This window comes from Wolbachia endosymbiont (group A) of Ancistrocerus nigricornis (assembly GCF_947250785.1).
Lineage (GTDB): Bacteria > Pseudomonadota > Alphaproteobacteria > Rickettsiales > Anaplasmataceae > Wolbachia > Wolbachia pipientis.
The window spans coordinates 586,005-602,156 of record NZ_OX366348.1; the positions used below are offsets into that span (position 1 = coordinate 586,005).

8 protein-coding genes and 2 pseudogenes are annotated in these 16,152 nt (G+C 33.6%); 2 read left to right on the forward strand and 8 right to left on the reverse strand.

Going from position 1 to position 16,152, the window contains the following annotated elements; translation table 11 throughout:
• Positions 1 to 94: 94 nt before the first annotated feature.
• Positions 95 to 1,188: pseudogene (locus OOK90_RS06710) on the reverse strand (IS3 family transposase).
• A 580-nt stretch (positions 1,189 to 1,768) separates the two neighbouring features.
• Here OOK90_RS06710 and OOK90_RS02910 point away from each other — a divergent pair.
• A complete protein-coding gene (locus OOK90_RS02910) occupies positions 1,769 to 2,680 on the forward strand; it encodes an Rpn family recombination-promoting nuclease/putative transposase (protein WP_015589128.1) in 912 nt (303 codons plus the stop codon).
• Here the strand turns inward: OOK90_RS02910 and OOK90_RS02915 are convergent.
• The 5 genes and pseudogenes from OOK90_RS02915 to OOK90_RS02935 all read right to left on the reverse strand — a co-directional run bounded on the left by OOK90_RS02915 (position 2,669) and on the right by OOK90_RS02935 (position 10,087).
• Entirely contained in the window at positions 2,669 to 3,595 is a 927-nt protein-coding gene (locus tag OOK90_RS02915) for a hypothetical protein (RefSeq protein ID WP_015589129.1), read from the reverse strand. The two genes, OOK90_RS02910 and OOK90_RS02915, sit on opposite strands and share 12 nt — an antisense overlap.
• A gap of 296 nt (positions 3,596 to 3,891) precedes the next feature.
• Positions 3,892 to 4,521, reverse strand: coding sequence for an ankyrin repeat domain-containing protein (locus OOK90_RS02920; RefSeq protein ID WP_264706135.1), 630 nt, complete (start codon positions 4,519 to 4,521; stop codon positions 3,892 to 3,894).
• Positions 4,522 to 4,926: 405 nt separating this feature from the next.
• A pseudogene (locus tag OOK90_RS02925) lies at positions 4,927 to 5,146 on the reverse strand (transposase); the annotation flags it as partial.
• 183 nt (positions 5,147 to 5,329) lie between these two features.
• Positions 5,330 to 7,933, reverse strand: coding sequence for an ankyrin repeat domain-containing protein (locus OOK90_RS02930; protein ID WP_264706136.1), 2,604 nt, complete (start codon positions 7,931 to 7,933; stop codon positions 5,330 to 5,332).
• A 240-nt stretch (positions 7,934 to 8,173) separates the two neighbouring features.
• On the reverse strand, positions 8,174 to 10,087 hold the full coding sequence (locus OOK90_RS02935) for a hypothetical protein (protein WP_264706137.1): 1,914 nt from the start codon (positions 10,085 to 10,087) through the stop codon (positions 8,174 to 8,176).
• 832 nt (positions 10,088 to 10,919) lie between these two features.
• On the opposite strand from OOK90_RS02935, the gene OOK90_RS02940 reads away from it, so the two are divergent.
• Positions 10,920 to 13,838, forward strand: coding sequence for an ankyrin repeat domain-containing protein (locus OOK90_RS02940; RefSeq protein ID WP_264706138.1), 2,919 nt, complete (start codon positions 10,920 to 10,922; stop codon positions 13,836 to 13,838).
• Between the two features lie 396 nt (positions 13,839 to 14,234).
• Here the strand turns inward: OOK90_RS02940 and OOK90_RS02945 are convergent, their stop codons facing one another.
• Both OOK90_RS02945 and OOK90_RS02950 read right to left on the reverse strand, forming a co-directional pair.
• Entirely contained in the window at positions 14,235 to 15,722 is a 1,488-nt protein-coding gene (locus OOK90_RS02945) for a recombinase family protein (RefSeq protein ID WP_264706140.1), read from the reverse strand.
• Positions 15,716 to 16,150: a DUF2924 domain-containing protein gene (locus OOK90_RS02950; protein WP_264706141.1), complete on the reverse strand. Its 435-nt coding sequence runs from the start codon at positions 16,148 to 16,150 to the stop codon at positions 15,716 to 15,718. The genes OOK90_RS02945 and OOK90_RS02950 overlap by 7 nt, the downstream gene beginning before the upstream one ends.
• Positions 16,151 to 16,152 lie beyond the last annotated feature (2 nt).

Sequence of the window (16,152 nt, forward strand, 5' to 3'; positions counted from 1 at the left end):
GCCCCGTGGTGGTTGGCTATTTACTATGTACTAAAATATCGGCGTTTTTTTTGACCTTATCCAGAAAAAGTGGAGAGAAAGTTTGGAATGTTTTTCACAAAGAGAATGATGAATCAAAATGCTCAGGAATGCAATAGTTAATAGTGACGTTGTTTGTTATAAAAAATTTCTATGTATTCAAATATTGCAGTTCTAGTTTGTTGAGCAGAGTGTTGTGAAGTATCAATAAGTATTTCTCTTTTCAATGAGCTAAAGAAGCTTTCCACAACAGAATTGTCGTAACAACAACCTTTATGACTCATCTATGTTTTTTATGGATAAGAGATATTGATAACCTTGCGAAGTATATTGTGAACCTTGATCACTATGTAATAGTAGATTTTTGGCAGGTTTACGCTTGTTAACGGCCATTAATAAAGAGTCCATAACCAATTGTTTATTTATTGAACTGCTCATTAACTACCATGCGTGAATATAGATCGATTATTGTTGCCAAATATAGCCATCCTTCTTTGGTTTTTATATAAGTAATCCCATACTTTATTTGGTTGATCGACAATAAAGTTTTGGTCTAATATATTGGGAGCTACTGTCCGTTTGTTGTTTCTTAATTTTAAATTTTCTTCTCAATATAGCCTGAATACCATTTTTCTGCATAATACTTTGCACTGTTTTTAAGTTGCAACTTTTACCCAAAGCCTTTAATTCAGCATGAATTTTAGGAGCTCCATATCTACATTTAGAAGCTTGATATATTTTTTGAATATCTGCTAATAACTCTTTATTTGCTGATTCTCTACTGCTTATTTTCCTTGTAGTCCACTTATAGTAGCCACTAGCAGAAAACCCTACATAATTCCTGCACTTTATAGTGTTTACTATGCTCTTTTATGAAAAAATATTTTACTCTTTTTGACTGGCCAGGGCTTTTTTTAAAATGTCTCTTTCTCTTGTTACTTTTGCTAACTCTTTCTGTAAATCAAATCTCTCTTTGTCATAAGGTGCTACATCTGGAAATGCATTTGCCGCTGACTTTTTTTCGTTATATTTCTTCATCCATTTTCCTAATACACTATCCCTTATTCCTAGATCTCTTGCTACTTTTGCAACTGGTTGACCTACCTTTCTTTGTTCATTTGCCAGCTTAACAGCTTCCAATTTGAATTCTGCCGTGTATTCTCTTGCCATTTCTAATCCTCCAAAATTTTATTTTACCCGAAAAAACTCCTTTCTTTCTCTCCACTTTTTCTGGGTAAGGTCAATTCGGAACTCTATTTCTTTTTTACGATCTTTACTTTTATTCTTATTGTTCATATAATATACCCTTCACTAATAATAAATTATTTTTAAATGTTTACTGTTATTTTCTTAGCAGTATTGGCATAAAGCCATAGCTTTTGGGTGAAGTCAAATCAAATTTTCAATTTTTTTTTGTTTATTTTTTTATGAAAAGGTAGAAGATATTAATAGCTGCTAATTTCTTTAAACGATGTTGTCGTAGATTCGTATTTTTATACACCAAAAAGGGTATCTTTGATGTCTCCTACAGCTCCAAACTCATAGCATCCATTTGCCGGCCTTTTAAGGCGCTTTATAGAAGGGTTAATAAAAGATGTACAAAAGGACGTCTAAGGTGCGTAGTAGCATTCTAAAGCCATCTATGGGAGACATTTTTTTCATCAACGCATTCAAAACTTAAAAAAATAAAAAACTTGAACATTTCTTCAGAATTATGTATAATTATTAATGCTTTTTAAGGTTCTTTCTTATGACTTTTTCTAAGTTTCTTGATCCCAAAAATGATGTATCGTTTAAGCGTATCTTCGGTACTGAAAAAAATAGAGATATCCTTATTCACTTCCTCAATGATATTCTTGGCTTTACTGGTAAAAATGAAATAAAGGATATAGAGTTTTTAAGTACTATTCAAGACCCCGATATCGCCGCTAAAAAGCAAAGTATTGTTGATGTTCTCTGTAGAGATTCTACAGGTGCTCAATACATTTGCGAAATGCAGGTCGCTAAAACTAAAGGCTTTGAAAAACGTGCCCAATACTATGCTGCTAAAGCTTACTCAAGGCAAGCTGATAAAGGTGACCAGTATCATAACCTTAAGGAAATTATCTTCATTGCTATAGCAGATTGTGTACTGTTTCCTAATAAATCTGAGTACAAATCAAAGCATACTATTCGAGATGAAGACACTAATGAGCATGATCTAAAAGATTTCTATTTTATATTTATTGAGTTGCCAAAATTTCCAAAGAATAAGGAAGATCAGTTGGAAAATATAGTTGAAAAATGGGTTTATTTTTTTCGATATGCAGATGAGACTAGTGAAGAAGAGCTGGAAAAAATAATAGGTAGTGATGTAATAATTAAAAAGGCCTATGAAGAGCTAAATAGATTCAACTGGTCAGAAAAAGAATTTATTGCCTATGAACAGGAAATAAAACGTATTCTTGATGAACAGGCTGTCCTCGCTCAAAAACTTGATGATGCTACTGAAAAAGGTAGAGAAGAAGGTAAAGAAGAAGGCATCCAAATCGGACATGAAAAAGGCAGAAAAGCAGAGAAAATCGAAGTGGCAAAGAACTCACTTAAGGCCGGTGTCTCTATTGATGTTATCGCTCAAATTACCGGCCTTTCGATAGATGAAATTCAAAAATTAAGGAATTAATACTTTACCTTGACCTCTAGCTTGAGTTAAATGACATTGAACAGAAGTATTATTTAGATAACTTTTAGGCTCCAAGCTTATTTGTTGTTCTTTTACGTCACTCACTTCTAATCTGCTTAACATTTGTTGCATTAATTGATTTATTACTGGGTCTATTCTTCTATTAAATTCAGCCATAAACTTATCAAACTTTTTCGGACTTAATCTACCGGGATCTCCGGGTTCTCTACCAGGCAATGCTTCCTCTGCGTATGATTTTAAAATCCCTGAAATTTCATTAAATTCACCACTCCTAATTTTTTCATTAATCTTCTCAAATAATTTCTCAAAATTAATATCTAAGCGGTGCATTTTTATACCACCTTTCGATTCAGCTTGCTTCTCTAATACTTCCTTGAACGACTTTATAATATCCGATGTGTAAAAAAGAGCCTTTACAGGATTAACATCAGAAAACTTAGGAAGAGGACACTTTTTATCTAGAAAAGCTTGTAACAAGAAAAACATCAAGCTAGCATTATTACTCGCACAAACTTCACGACTAAATTGGCTAGTATATTGGATATTTGGGTTTCTTACTGTATCAGAATGATTGGAGCTACTTCCTGCTGTACCAGAACGGCTAGAGCTATTTTCTGAAAATGAAGGCAACGCAGCCCTTAAAGGGGAAGAGATAAACTGAAAAACACCTTTAACAGCATCTATCCATGAAGACGGCTTACTTGCTCCGCTTGTAGCTCCTATTTTGTTATAGCCTATTTCGTCACTTTGCGATGAATTGTCTGATGCATTATCATAAGATAGATCACACTTAGCTTCTTTTGTAATACTATATTGTACATCACGCTTCTTGCGAGTAGATCCACAATCCTCAATTTTCCATTGACATGGACTATCTTTGCCCCTGGCCTCCAAGTAAATACTCTCCTTCTATCCCTATCATGGCTAAGATAATCACTAGCAGGATATAAATACTCATTAAAATAAGTGCTTTTTATATATATGTTGTTACCTTCAGGTTCAAATTTCCATTGACATGAACTATCTTTGCCCCCTGGCCTCCAAGTAAATACTCTCCTTCTATCCCTATCATGGCTAAGACCATTACCAGCAGGATATAAATACTCATTAAAATAAGTGCTTTTTATATATATGTTGTTACCTTCAGGTTCAAATTTCCATTGACATGAACTATCTTTGCCCCCTGGCCTTCAAGTAAATACTCTCCTTCTATCCCTATCATGGCTAAGATAATCACTAGCAGGATATAAATACTCATTACTATAGTAAACACTTTTAATACATACCTCCGATGAAAATACTGCATTCTTTACTGACTCTGGTAATTCTCCTTTTATCCTTTCAAGCTCAGATTTTTTTTCCGAATGAACATTATGGTAATTACTCATCTCCATAATTCTTTTTACATAACGGGCTAACCTAAACTCCGCATTTTCTACACCTTTAACTTCAATACTAGCTCCAATATTGAGAAGATTTGTAACTTCACTAACATTCCCACTTTCTACAGCAGCAAATAAAAGTCTATCATACTCACTTTGCTTTGGTCCTAAAAAGTTTACTACTTCTGACTGACGAGAGGTATTTGCTACATCTAAAGGTTTTCCACCATCCTTATTTTTAGCTCCAATGTTAGCCCCCTTATCTATAAGAAATCTAATTATCTCTAAATGACCTCCTTCAGCAGCCCTATGCAAAGATGTGTAACCATCACTATCTCTAGCTTCAATATTAGCCCCTTTCTCAAGAAGTTCTCTAACGTCACTAAGGCGTCCTGCTCCTGCAGCACTAACTAATAAATCATCATTGTTTAAAGTCATTTGTCCCTCCACATTTATAAAAACTTACCTAACTTAACTAAGCAATCACACTATAACAAGCCACTCTTACCCTGAGCTTTTTTCTTTCCTCAAGCAACACAGAAAGGACCATCTTCCCTCAAACAAGAATTCTGGAATGCCCTCACATAACATAGCCCGCTCACAAAAGTAAAATTACCTTAGCCATCACACACTTACATACCATAAAAAATTAGTAATCTAATGTATTTCAGGAATAGTACTCCACTTTTAAAACTTGTCAACCCCTAATTTAAAATTTTTTTGAAATAATTTTTGATGAAAATTTTTAATGAATTACTATTAATTTAATATTAAATATTACTAAGAACCTAAATAATACAACCACTTTCAGCAATAAAAACCAGCTAGCATGAGAAGATTTTTTTGGAAATCGATTGGTCTTGCAAATGTGCTTAAAATCTTCGTTTCAAGCCCTGGATGTAAATTTATTTGCCTTTTTTTGACTATTTGGGGTTCCTTCTCTATCTCTTGGTGTTAAAAGTTCAAATGAATCTGCACTTGTACGTAAAGCCTTTGCATTTCTCCCATTTTTTCTATTATTTTCTTCACTTTCAGCCAATAAGTGGTTTTCTATTTCACCTTTTTATATCAATTTATTACTTTCTTTTTGATTTGACACACTTTTTTGAACATCTCTATTGTGGAACAAACTTTCTCTTGGTTCTCCAATTTAGACACATGAGCAAAGATTGTGAGCTTTCTCCTCTTACTTCAAAAACCAATATCTTCTTTAATATGATTACTTCTATGTACTTACTAAATTAGGCTACTTAAATTCCTTAGGCAGGTTATAAACGGATACCTTTGCTGAGCTTTCAAAGCTCTTTATAGAGGTAGGTGATTCTAATGTTCCAGGTACGTCATCATAATCAGATAGTTGCGTAGAAATTGAATTCGTCCTAATACCCTGAGATGTACCTTCTTGAAAATGAAGTAATTTATTTTCCAACTTATCTCTTGCTTCTCTAAAACTGTCCAATTTTTTTTGCAAGCTAACACTTTCTTCTTTATACTTTGAAAGTGTTAAATCGATAAAATGATTACACAACACTATTAGACCTGTAGCACTAGAAAATAACAACAAGAGAGGATGAATGGTAACACCTGGCATATCTCCACTTATTGCATCATGAAAATTTTTATACATATTAAGACAAGAGCCAAAAGCTGCAGAGCATACAAAAGCAAGTTTTGTTCTGCACAGGAAATACTCGACTTGCGCTAATTTTTCATTGCAATGTGCTAATTCTTTACGCAAATCATTAATTTTATCACTATAATACCTAATAAACAATTGTTTTGTTTCTTCATTATTAACATATTTCCATGCTCTGTAAGATCTTCCATCTATGAGCTCAACGTTTACATGCTCTGATTTTAGAAGCGCACTAATTGCGTTACTACTTCTAGAACGCACAGCTTCATGTAGAGGTGTGTAATCGCTTTTAACATCTTTCCTTCTGTTAATATTTTCATAAGTTAAATACTTGAAAAGAGCCGAAATACATTCTGGGTCATTACCTTCAATAGCCAGAGTAATTGCATCTTTTCCGTCTTTATCCTTAGAATTAATAACTTTAGAAAGCGGCTTTTCATTTTCTTGCTTATCTTCAAAATACTTGCACTTATACACCTTATTCGAACGATATGGCTCCTTAAGAATACACAAAAGTTCTTTTACAAGATCAACCTGATTTTCTTTAATAACCACATGCAAAAGTGTGTTTTGATTTTCCTCATCTTGTAACAGTAAAACATCATACAAATAAGCATTTTCATGTAGATAACTAATCTCTTTATTGAAACGTGTTTTATCTATACCTTCTCTTCCTCCTTTACAGATACTGAAGAGTCGTAAACTACCTTCCAAAGCATTGTGATCAATTGCAGAGGCACGTTGCCTTCTGTATAAAATTGGCGCTCCTTCTACGCAAACACTTCCGAAGTAACGAGCAATAGGGGAATGGATACATGCACTTAAAAAATTAGTAAGAGGGTTACAAGTGTTCACACCATTCCTACCTTCAAGCAGTCTAACTACATCTAATTTATTATACGAATCAGCATAATATAAAGGATCCCGATCATAACAGTCCTTAGCATCAATTATAGCATCACATTCAAGAAGAAGTTTAGCTACATCTAAATGACCTTCCCTAGCAGCATAATGTAAAGGTGTTCTAGCTTTTTCATCCATGGCCTCAACTTTAGCACCTTGGCTTATAAGAAAGCTAACCATACCCTCTCTATTGTAGTAAGCAGCATAGTGTAGAGGAGCTATACCCAAACGGTCTTTAGCATTAATTATAGAATCATGGTCAAGAAGAAGTTTAGCTGCATCTAAATGACCTTCCCCAGCAGCATAATGTAAAGGTGTTTTATCTTCTTCATCCATGGCCTCAACTTTAGCATCTCGGCTTATAAGAAAGCTAACCACATCCTCTCTATTGTAGCAAGCAGCATAGTGTAGAGGAGTCATACCAAAACGGTCTTCAGCATCAATTATAGCACCACGGTCAAGAAGAAGTTCAGCTACATCTAAATGACCTTTCCCAGCAGCATAATGTAAAGGTGTTTTAGCTTCTTTATCCACGGCCTCAATTTTGGCATCTTGTTTTATAAGAAAGCTAACCATATTTTTTCTATTGTGGTAAGCAGCATAGTGTAGAGGAGCCATACCAAAACAGTCTTCAGCATCAATCATAGTACCACGGCCAAGAAGAAGTTCAGCTACATCTGAATGACCTTCCCTAGCAGCATAATGTAAAGGTGTTTTTCTACTATCATCTTGAACGTTAACCTTAGCATTTCTACTGAGAAGAAGTTTAAGGACATACAAATTACCCTTACAAGAAGCTACACACAAAGGCGTTTGATTGTTTATACCTTTAGCCTCAATATTAGCACCTCCATCAAGAAAATCACTAACCTTTCTAATATCTTTTCTTTCTATAGCAGAAAATAAATATTTATCTAGCTTTGCTCTCAAAAAGTTTGCTACTTCTGTGTTACCAAGCTCATTTACTATGCGTAAAGGTGTCTTAACATTATTATCCTTAGCTAAAATGCTGGCACCTTGATCAACAAGAAATCTAACCATATCGTATTGACCTGCACTAACAGCATAGTGTAGAGGTGTCCAATTTTGGTCACATCTAATGTCAATATCAGCACCAATACTAAGAAGAAGTTGAGCTACATTTACACTATTTTTACAGGCAGCCCAGGACAGCAAAGGCAACTTATCTAAAAGTTCACGATTAACATTATATTTATCAATATGTTGATCAATATATTCCTCCAACCGTTTAAAGTCGTCATTTTCTATAGCATGCGTAAAATCCGTTGTAAGGCTCGTTTGATCTTTCATAAACTATATAAAAAAAACTATTTTCCTACTCAGTACAATACTCCATTTTTAAAACTTATCAACCCCTATTTAGAAATTTTTTATGGAATAATTTTTGATGAAAGTCTTTAATATATTGCTACTAATTTAGCAATATATACTGTTAAAAACCTAAACAATATAACCATTTCCAGCACCCAAAACCAGCAAGCGTGAGAACAATTTTTCTTGGAATCGGTTGGTCTAGCAAAAATTACATTACTAATTCCAAGAAAGCGGAGCATTTGGATCATCTGGAATTTCATAAAAAGGCAGCCTATCAATTAACAGACTTTCTTCATCTCTACTAAGATCTCTTGTTACAATATTGCAAAAATCTCTATTGCTCCCAAAATTAGCTGTTACTGCAGTCCTTAAATCTTGATTTCCTGCCACAGCTTCCTGAAAGCTGCTGTTATTGGCAAGATGAGTTTCCAGCACAGGTTTTGCGTCATTACCAAATTTGTTTTTCACATTCAGAATAGCTTGTCCCAATTTATTTGTGTTGCTACTAATTAATTTTTCTGCCACTCCTTCCTGCAAAATACGACTACCTGCTAAGATCTCTCTATTTTCATTATCCTTCACAACCGCTTTCCCTATTTCATCTACCTTGGTATTCAAAAGGTGCTGAGTTACGTTATTGACTAACGTCTTCGACTCATCTATATTATCGCCTAAGCCACTTGCATTAAACAAATATTCAGCTAATTTTTCAGGGCTAACCTTCCCTTCAGTAATTCTTTTTGCTTCACCTTTCTCTATACTGCCAGCATTAAATAACAACTCAGCTAACCTAGAAGTGCCGACATTTTTTATTATATCTTCAATAAAGCTCTTTTGATCCCACTGATAATTCTCTGCTAGTGCATTCTTAGCATCGTTAAATACTAGTTCAGAAATCTTATACGAGCTAACTTTATCTTCGGCAATCTTTTTGGCTGCAAGTTGATCTAAGTTACTTTTATTAAAAAGCAACTCAGCGAGTTTTATTGGATCAGCTTTATTTATAAAATCCTGCGAATTAAGATTTATTTTATTAGCAACATGAGTAGCAAGATTTTGACCAGTGCTATCAGTTATATCAAGTACTGTTTTTCCCAATATATCTTTATTTTCATCAGTAAGTAGCTGTACAGCGACTTCCTCAATTGATGGGCTTTTTCCATCTCTACCTGCCGGACCTTGAGGACCATCTGCACCTTTTGATCCCTGCACCCCCTTGTCTCCTAAAAAAGCTTTTGCTATCTTACCATCATAAGCATTTTCGTTATCAGCAGTTTGATCAAGAAATCTGCCTAATTTCTCCACTAAAATTGATTTCTTTTTCCCATCTCCTATATCCTCTGTTGCATCAAGTATTTTTTTCGTGAATTCTAAAATTTTTATATTAGAGCCATCAGCTTTAGCAAAATTACCCTTTTCTGCCAAAAAATCTTTTGCTGTTTTATTATCACCATATATTTCATATTTTTCATCAAGAAGCTTCCCTAATGTATTAACTAAAATTGAAGTTGCATTGGGATCATGTTTATAAAATAATTCCCTTGCTAATCTATTGATTCCGTCACTGTCACGAGAAATAAATCCTCTATCTGTATCTTCCTTAGTATATACATTTTCAACATCAACCTTTTTATTTAATCCTTCATCTACTTCTTCCTTAGTATATACATTTTCAACATCAACCTTTTTATTTAATCCTTCATCTACTTCTTCCTTAGTATATACATTTTCAACATCAGCCTTTTTATTTAGGTAAGCAGGCAGAACATCTCGCCTAGAAAATGTACTATCTAGTATCAAGTTAGAGATTCTATCACCCTTATCAAAATCTTTTGCATAAAATATCGCCTCCACTATGGACTTTTCTGCTAACTTCTCTTCAAGTACTGTATGTTCATCATTGTTAGTACTTTTCATATCAAGTAGACTTTTAAAAGCTGCCGCTAAACCTCCTACTTTATAGCTTATTTCACCTTGACCATCTTGTTTATATTTTAATTCCAGACTACCATTGCTTGCATCTAAAGTATACTTATTACCTTTCTCATCGCTCAAGGTTATAATTTTAACATTTTCCAAATTTGATATTGATGTGCCGTGATTATCTTTAAACTCTACATTAGGTGTCATATCACTTCATATTAATTAAAACGAAAGGATACGCAAAAAAATATATTTTTTTATTAATACATGATGCAAAAAGAGCTTTATTCTATTTTAAATATAGAATTGCAATGAATTTTCCTTTTATTTCCAAATAAACTAATTTTCACTCTTTAACATTAATTACCACTAACTCAAATAACACAACCATTTCCAGCATTCAAAACCAAGGGTCGTGAGAAGAGTTTGTTTTGGGATGGATTGGACTACCATGTGTACCATACGAACTTTTTTATATTCTGACTTTGCTATACGCTAAAACTAGCAATATTAGCCCATTTCATCCATATCTACATACGAACTATTTTGCATAACTTTGTTGCAAAGATTTCAAGCTTCTATTTTTATAACCTTATTTTACGTGGCTTGTTCTCGCAAATGTATGACCTTTTTTGAAGGAGTAAATAATTCAATTCCTTATAACACTAGCTAGCATGGTATCTTCACTAAAATATTTTTTTAAAAAGTTAGTTGACTTATAAATAATTCTCTACTAATACTAGCATATGTTTGTTTATTCTGCTGAAGTGGCTCCGCAGGTTACTGTATAAGCTTCAGCAGTTTTTGTACTCCTTTAAAGCATCATATTCCTATATATTAAATATAGCTGGTGTTCTCAATTTTGTTGATCTATAGTAAAATCGGCTAAAACTTCCAGTAATAAACAACTTTTAACCTAGCAGTACTTACCATAAAAACTTAACAAAAATATGAGTAGTAAAAAGATTATGTTGAAATTAGCTTGACACATACTACACATTCTATATAATATATTCTATATCTAGAGCTAGCAGGTAATATGGGTACAGGGTCAGTAAAATATATTGCAGAACCTATCAGTGAACAAAGCAAACACACTGATGAGCAAAAACTGAAGTGTGACCTAAGTGCTGGACAAGAGTGTTCAGAAATAGGTAGCCCAAAAACAGAAGCAACTGAATTACCAGTAGATAGTTATTATGAATTCATTAAGCGAGATTTATTTTGGGCTGATAGAAGTTTGATAGATGATAAAAAATACTTAGAGAATTTAATAGATGAGTGGCTTATTCATGCACCTAACTTAGGACTGGAAGAGAGTCAAAAAAAGTTAAATCAAAAATTACTCAATAGTATTATAAAAGATTTTAATATGGGAAATTATGACTCATTTTCAAATCTTAAGCAGTTTTTAGAAAGTAACGAGAAAAATAAAGACCTGAAGTACGTTCTTAATCTAAAAAGAGGGCATCTAGGAACAACAATATTGAACGTGTTTCTCGAATACGACGAAATTATTCCTTCTCTTCTCAAAGCTGGTGCTGATCTAAATATGCAGGATAATAAAGGTAAAACACTTTTGCATGATACTGCTATTTATTCTAGTGGATATGAAGATCTTGGGTATCTCTTAGATGCAAAAGCTGATCCAAATATACAAGATGAAAAAGGTAACACACCTTTACACTATTATGCTGCTAAGTGTAGTGATCAAAGCAGAAAAACTATGGATTTGCTCATAAGCAAAGGAGCTGATTTAAGCATAAAAAATAACGATGGAAAAACTCCACTGCAAGTTGCAATTGATAATGACAACATTATAGGATGTTTATTAACTAATAGTCAAAAAAAATTAAGAGAGCAACTAGGTAAAATGCTTCTCGCTACAAGTTTTGATGAAGATTGGGATAATGCTTATGATCCAGAGGTTGAAAATCTAAGAAAGTTTTTAAATCAATATGAAAATGACAACGACTTAAAGATAGTTTTAAATGTTAAGGATGATAGTTCAGTACTTCTTGATTCGCCATCTCGTCAATTTCCTAATGTAAAAGCCTTGCTCTTAAAAGCAGGAGCAGCTGATTTTATAGGTAAAAAACAAGACAATTATGAAAAATGCGATAGTTTTTTATCAGAGATTTATCAAATAAATTACCTTGCTAAACGCAATGAGTTTTTAAGTAAGGTAGTAAAAGCTAAAAGCATGATTGAATTACAAGAAGTTGTAAATGAGATTATAGCTTCTGGAATGAGATTAAATTTTGCTAAAGACAAAGATTATTACTTTGCAGATCACGTACTAGAAAAAATTGCTCAGCTAGAAGGAAGCTATGGAATTGCCAGTGATATAGTATGTACATTAATATCAAGAGGAGCAAAGTTAAAAAGGTCAGAAAGTTTAAAAGTCATTGATACAATAGAATTAAAGTTCAAAGCTCATAAGGCTAATATGATCAGTGCTCATTTAGAGTATGTTAGTAATACTGAGGAATTTTTTAGAATTGCAAAGGCTGCTACCAGCGGTCAACTATATGATGGAAAAATCGATAATAATGTATCTTACTTAGAATACTCAGAGGATAGTATAATAGATGTTGCAAGAATCACAGATAGAACAAGAAATCTGGAACTAATTCAGGAATCATATAGAAGGGATATAATAAAAATTGGCAAAAGTGAGGTGGAAATTATAACCGAAAACGGCATAAGGTATTACACAGATCTTACAGAAGGCAGCGATATAGTATTAACTTTCTATACTAGTTTGGGAAATATAGACCTTAGACTGTATCCTGACATACAGGATAAAAGCAAGATTATAGTAGAAGTGAGTAATAGAGAAGAAATATTAGAAAAATTCAAAGGTCGCGAAGAAGAGTTAGGCAATGATTGCGCGCTCGGTGACTACTGGGTCTACAATGCTATTGAACAGGGATATTTTGAAAGGTCTAGAAAATTAATGCGTCCTGAAGTAATAAGCGAGTCTAACAACAAATGGACAGAACGTGAAGAGTTAAGAAGGGATTCTATGGAGGAAATTGCTAGAAGGCATAAGTTATTACAAGATTTACGCAATATTGAGTCTAATATTGTACAAAAGGAGAAGAATTTTGACATAAAAACTTACCTGATAGACATCTTTAAAACTTTATCTAGGTTCTATGAAGAAAAAGGGGATATTTCTAAAACAGACTTAGCTAAAGCAGCAGAAAAGGAAAGTAAAAAATTGGGGTTAGAAGGTAAATACAACTGGAGTAAGATTTTTGGTTTAGAGGAAGAAATTATTGAAAAGGTAGAAAAACAAGGTGATAAAGAGCAAAAATCAAACATACCTGATGACTTCTATTTAGGGCACGCAATCAATAATGGAAGCTGTTTTTTTGATTCATTCAGGCAAAGTCTAGAACAACAGAAGGGAATCAAAGTTACTGTAGAGCAGTTAAGGAATGAGTGTAAGAGATTTGCGCAAGACAATCCTCCAGAGTGGTTTATAAGTAAAATTGGCAATGACTTTGATGAGGTTGAAGGTGAGTTCGTAAATCGTGGAATTACGTGTAACCAATATATCAATAGCATTGGAAAGAATGAATTTTGGGGACGTTACGATATCGAGGGCAGAGTACTTTGTAGTAAGTATGGTGTGAAATTGCATGTTGCAGAGAGTAATCCATTGCACACTATTGATAAGCAACAAGATCCGTTCTTGCATCAGTTAATAGATAGCTCAGGATCAAAAGCATGTAAGATAGATTATAGTCACAATAGTGTCTTACATATGGTAAATGGAGGCCATGATCATTTTCAACCCCTACTTTATAGAAATAAGGTCTTGGCAAAACAAACACAAGAACAAAAAGATTCCTTGTTCTATTCAAGCTTGCCAAGCTGTAGTATGGATGAGTTAAAAATAGAAAAAGCATCTCATCAACAGAAGGCACTGCTTGTAAGTAGACCATAGCTTTGTATATGATTTGTTACACAGCAATGATGGGAGAAGTTTATTTAGTAAGTTGAAAAAGAAACTATTTTATTTAAAAAGTTTACTTAATGTTTATGGATTTTCAAGTACACTCTCAGATTCAAAAGGGGCTATAGATTGCTCAACATGTACTACTTTCTGGAGTTGTGTGCTGTGGTTTAGAGTATTGCTTTTTTTGATGTTTACAGAATTTTCCTCCAAATCTACCATTAAAATATGCAGCTAAAATTGGATACATTTTTTATCACTATTGCATCTGATATGCTAAAATCTTCATCATTTACATTGATATTTTCATATAATTGATTCTGTAACATTGATTTACTTTTCTATATCAATCTCAACATCTTTTGGCATGGCCCTTTTCTGTTGCTTTTATAAATCAAGACCGTAGAATTTCTCCAATTGCTCACTCCACAGCATCGGTATTTCTCTCAAATCAACTAATTTTAAATCTCTTGGCTGTCTCCCATTCACTATGTCTTCTTTAATCTTCGGAGCTAAATAATTTAATCTTAAAATTTGTTGTATGCGTCTTGTACCTATATTAATTTTGGCACTCAGTTCCTTCACACTTCCATATTTTCCCTCTTCTAGCTGACGTTTCCAGGAATGGGCTCTTACCACTGCTTTCAGTAGCGCATTATTTGTTTTTCCTTCTGGCTCTACTACTGTGCATTTGTTTCCTTTCTTCTTTATTGGTATAAACTTTTCCTCTGATTCAGAACTCACTTCTATTCCATCTTCCTTAACCATTACTCCCTTTATTAACTTTTTCACTACTTCTTTCTGCTTTCCAAAACTTAAATTTTTCCATTTTTCTTCGGTCTTTTCTCCCCGTTTTTCATATAGCTGCTCTGTCTTTCTCATCACTTCTTTTTCCACCTCTCCCGCTACTATAGTTCTGTTTATTGATTCACAACCTTTTCCCCTTAAATGGTTATTGCACACGTAATATCGGTACCTTTTATTTTCTTTTTTTGCATACGTTAGTGTCATATTTACACCACAGCTCTTGCACTTAATTATTCCCTTTAGCAACGCTTCCTCGTATTTCGCCTTTCTATATGGTTGATTCTTTATCAATTCCTGCGCTTTTTGCCATTTTTCCTCTTTTATTATTGCTTCATGCTTTCCCTCATACTCTTTCTCATAATGCCGTATTTTTCCCATATATATTGGATTTGTTATTATTCTTCTCACTGTCGCTTTTTTAAAGATATCTGATTTTGTTCTGTAACCTTGACTATTTAGCTCCCTTGCCAATTCTGCCATTGATTTTAGCTCCAAATATCTTTCAAATATGTGCCCTACTATTTTCGCTTCTTTTTCATTTATTATTAATTCTTTATCTTTTACATCATATCCAAGCGGTAAAGTTCCACCCATCCATAACCCCTGCTCCTTTGATGTTGCTATTTTATTTTTTACTCTTTCTACAATCATTTCTCTTTCTAGTTGTGCTGCTCCTGACAATACCGTTTGTACAAATTTTCCCATTGGCGTATTATTATCAAATATTTGTGTTACTGCTACAAAATTTACTCGGTGCCTTCTAAAAAATGACGTTACTTCTATGCTGTCTTTTGTTTCTCTTGATAGCCTATCTAGCGTATATACTACTACACAATCTACTTCTCCTGTTTTTACATCTTCAAATAATTCCTTTATTGCTGGTCTTTCTAAATTTTTCCCTGAATATCCACCATCATCGTACCTTTTTACCAATGCTACCCATCCTTCTCGGCTTTTTATATATTTTTCACATGCTACACGTTGCGCATCAAGACTATTAAATTTTTGTTCTAGACCATCTTCATTTGACTTCCTAGTATATATCGCACATCTTACCTCTTTCAGCATTCTTTCTCCTTATCTCTCATTCCAAATAGAAGCGGCCCATTGTAACTCATTCCCATTATTTTTCCGGCTACTGCTGACAATGACGTGTAAAACTCTTCTCTGTAGATTAAACCCTTATCTGTTACCATTACCGCATGCGTCTCTTCTCCTCTCTCTAATATTAGCTCTGTTCCTGCTACTGGAAGTTTGTCACTACTTATTCTTTTTCCCTTCTCTAGCCGATCTGCCAGATACTCCAGTCTTTTTGCTCCTTTTCTTGACATTTCTCCATACGCTTTTTCCTGCATTCTATAAGCTAATCTTGGTATCAGATATTTCTTTGAGTATCTAGGCGCTTCTTTCCCAAATACCTTCTTCCATATTTTTCTCAGCTCACCCAAAGGTTTTCTCTCTAAATTCATTACTTTCTTTTCTATTTCTTCCTCCATGT

Excerpts from the sequence above, each read along its gene's own strand:
- OOK90_RS02910 (WP_015589128.1), top strand. The coding sequence starts at position 1,769 with ATGACTTTTTCTAAGTTTCTTGATCCCAAAAATGATGTATCGTTTAAG.
- OOK90_RS02920 (WP_264706135.1), bottom strand. The coding sequence starts at position 4,521 with ATGACTTTAAACAATGATGATTTATTAGTTAGTGCTGCAGGAGCAGGA.
- OOK90_RS02930 (WP_264706136.1), bottom strand. The coding sequence starts at position 7,933 with ATGAAAGATCAAACGAGCCTTACAACGGATTTTACGCATGCTATAGAA.
- OOK90_RS02935 (WP_264706137.1), bottom strand. The coding sequence starts at position 10,087 with ATGACACCTAATGTAGAGTTTAAAGATAATCACGGCACATCAATATCA.
- OOK90_RS02940 (WP_264706138.1), top strand. The coding sequence starts at position 10,920 with ATGGGTACAGGGTCAGTAAAATATATTGCAGAACCTATCAGTGAACAA.
- OOK90_RS02945 (WP_264706140.1), bottom strand. The coding sequence starts at position 15,722 with ATGCTGAAAGAGGTAAGATGTGCGATATATACTAGGAAGTCAAATGAA.
- OOK90_RS02950 (WP_264706141.1), bottom strand. The coding sequence starts at position 16,150 with ATGGAGGAAGAAATAGAAAAGAAAGTAATGAATTTAGAGAGAAAACCT.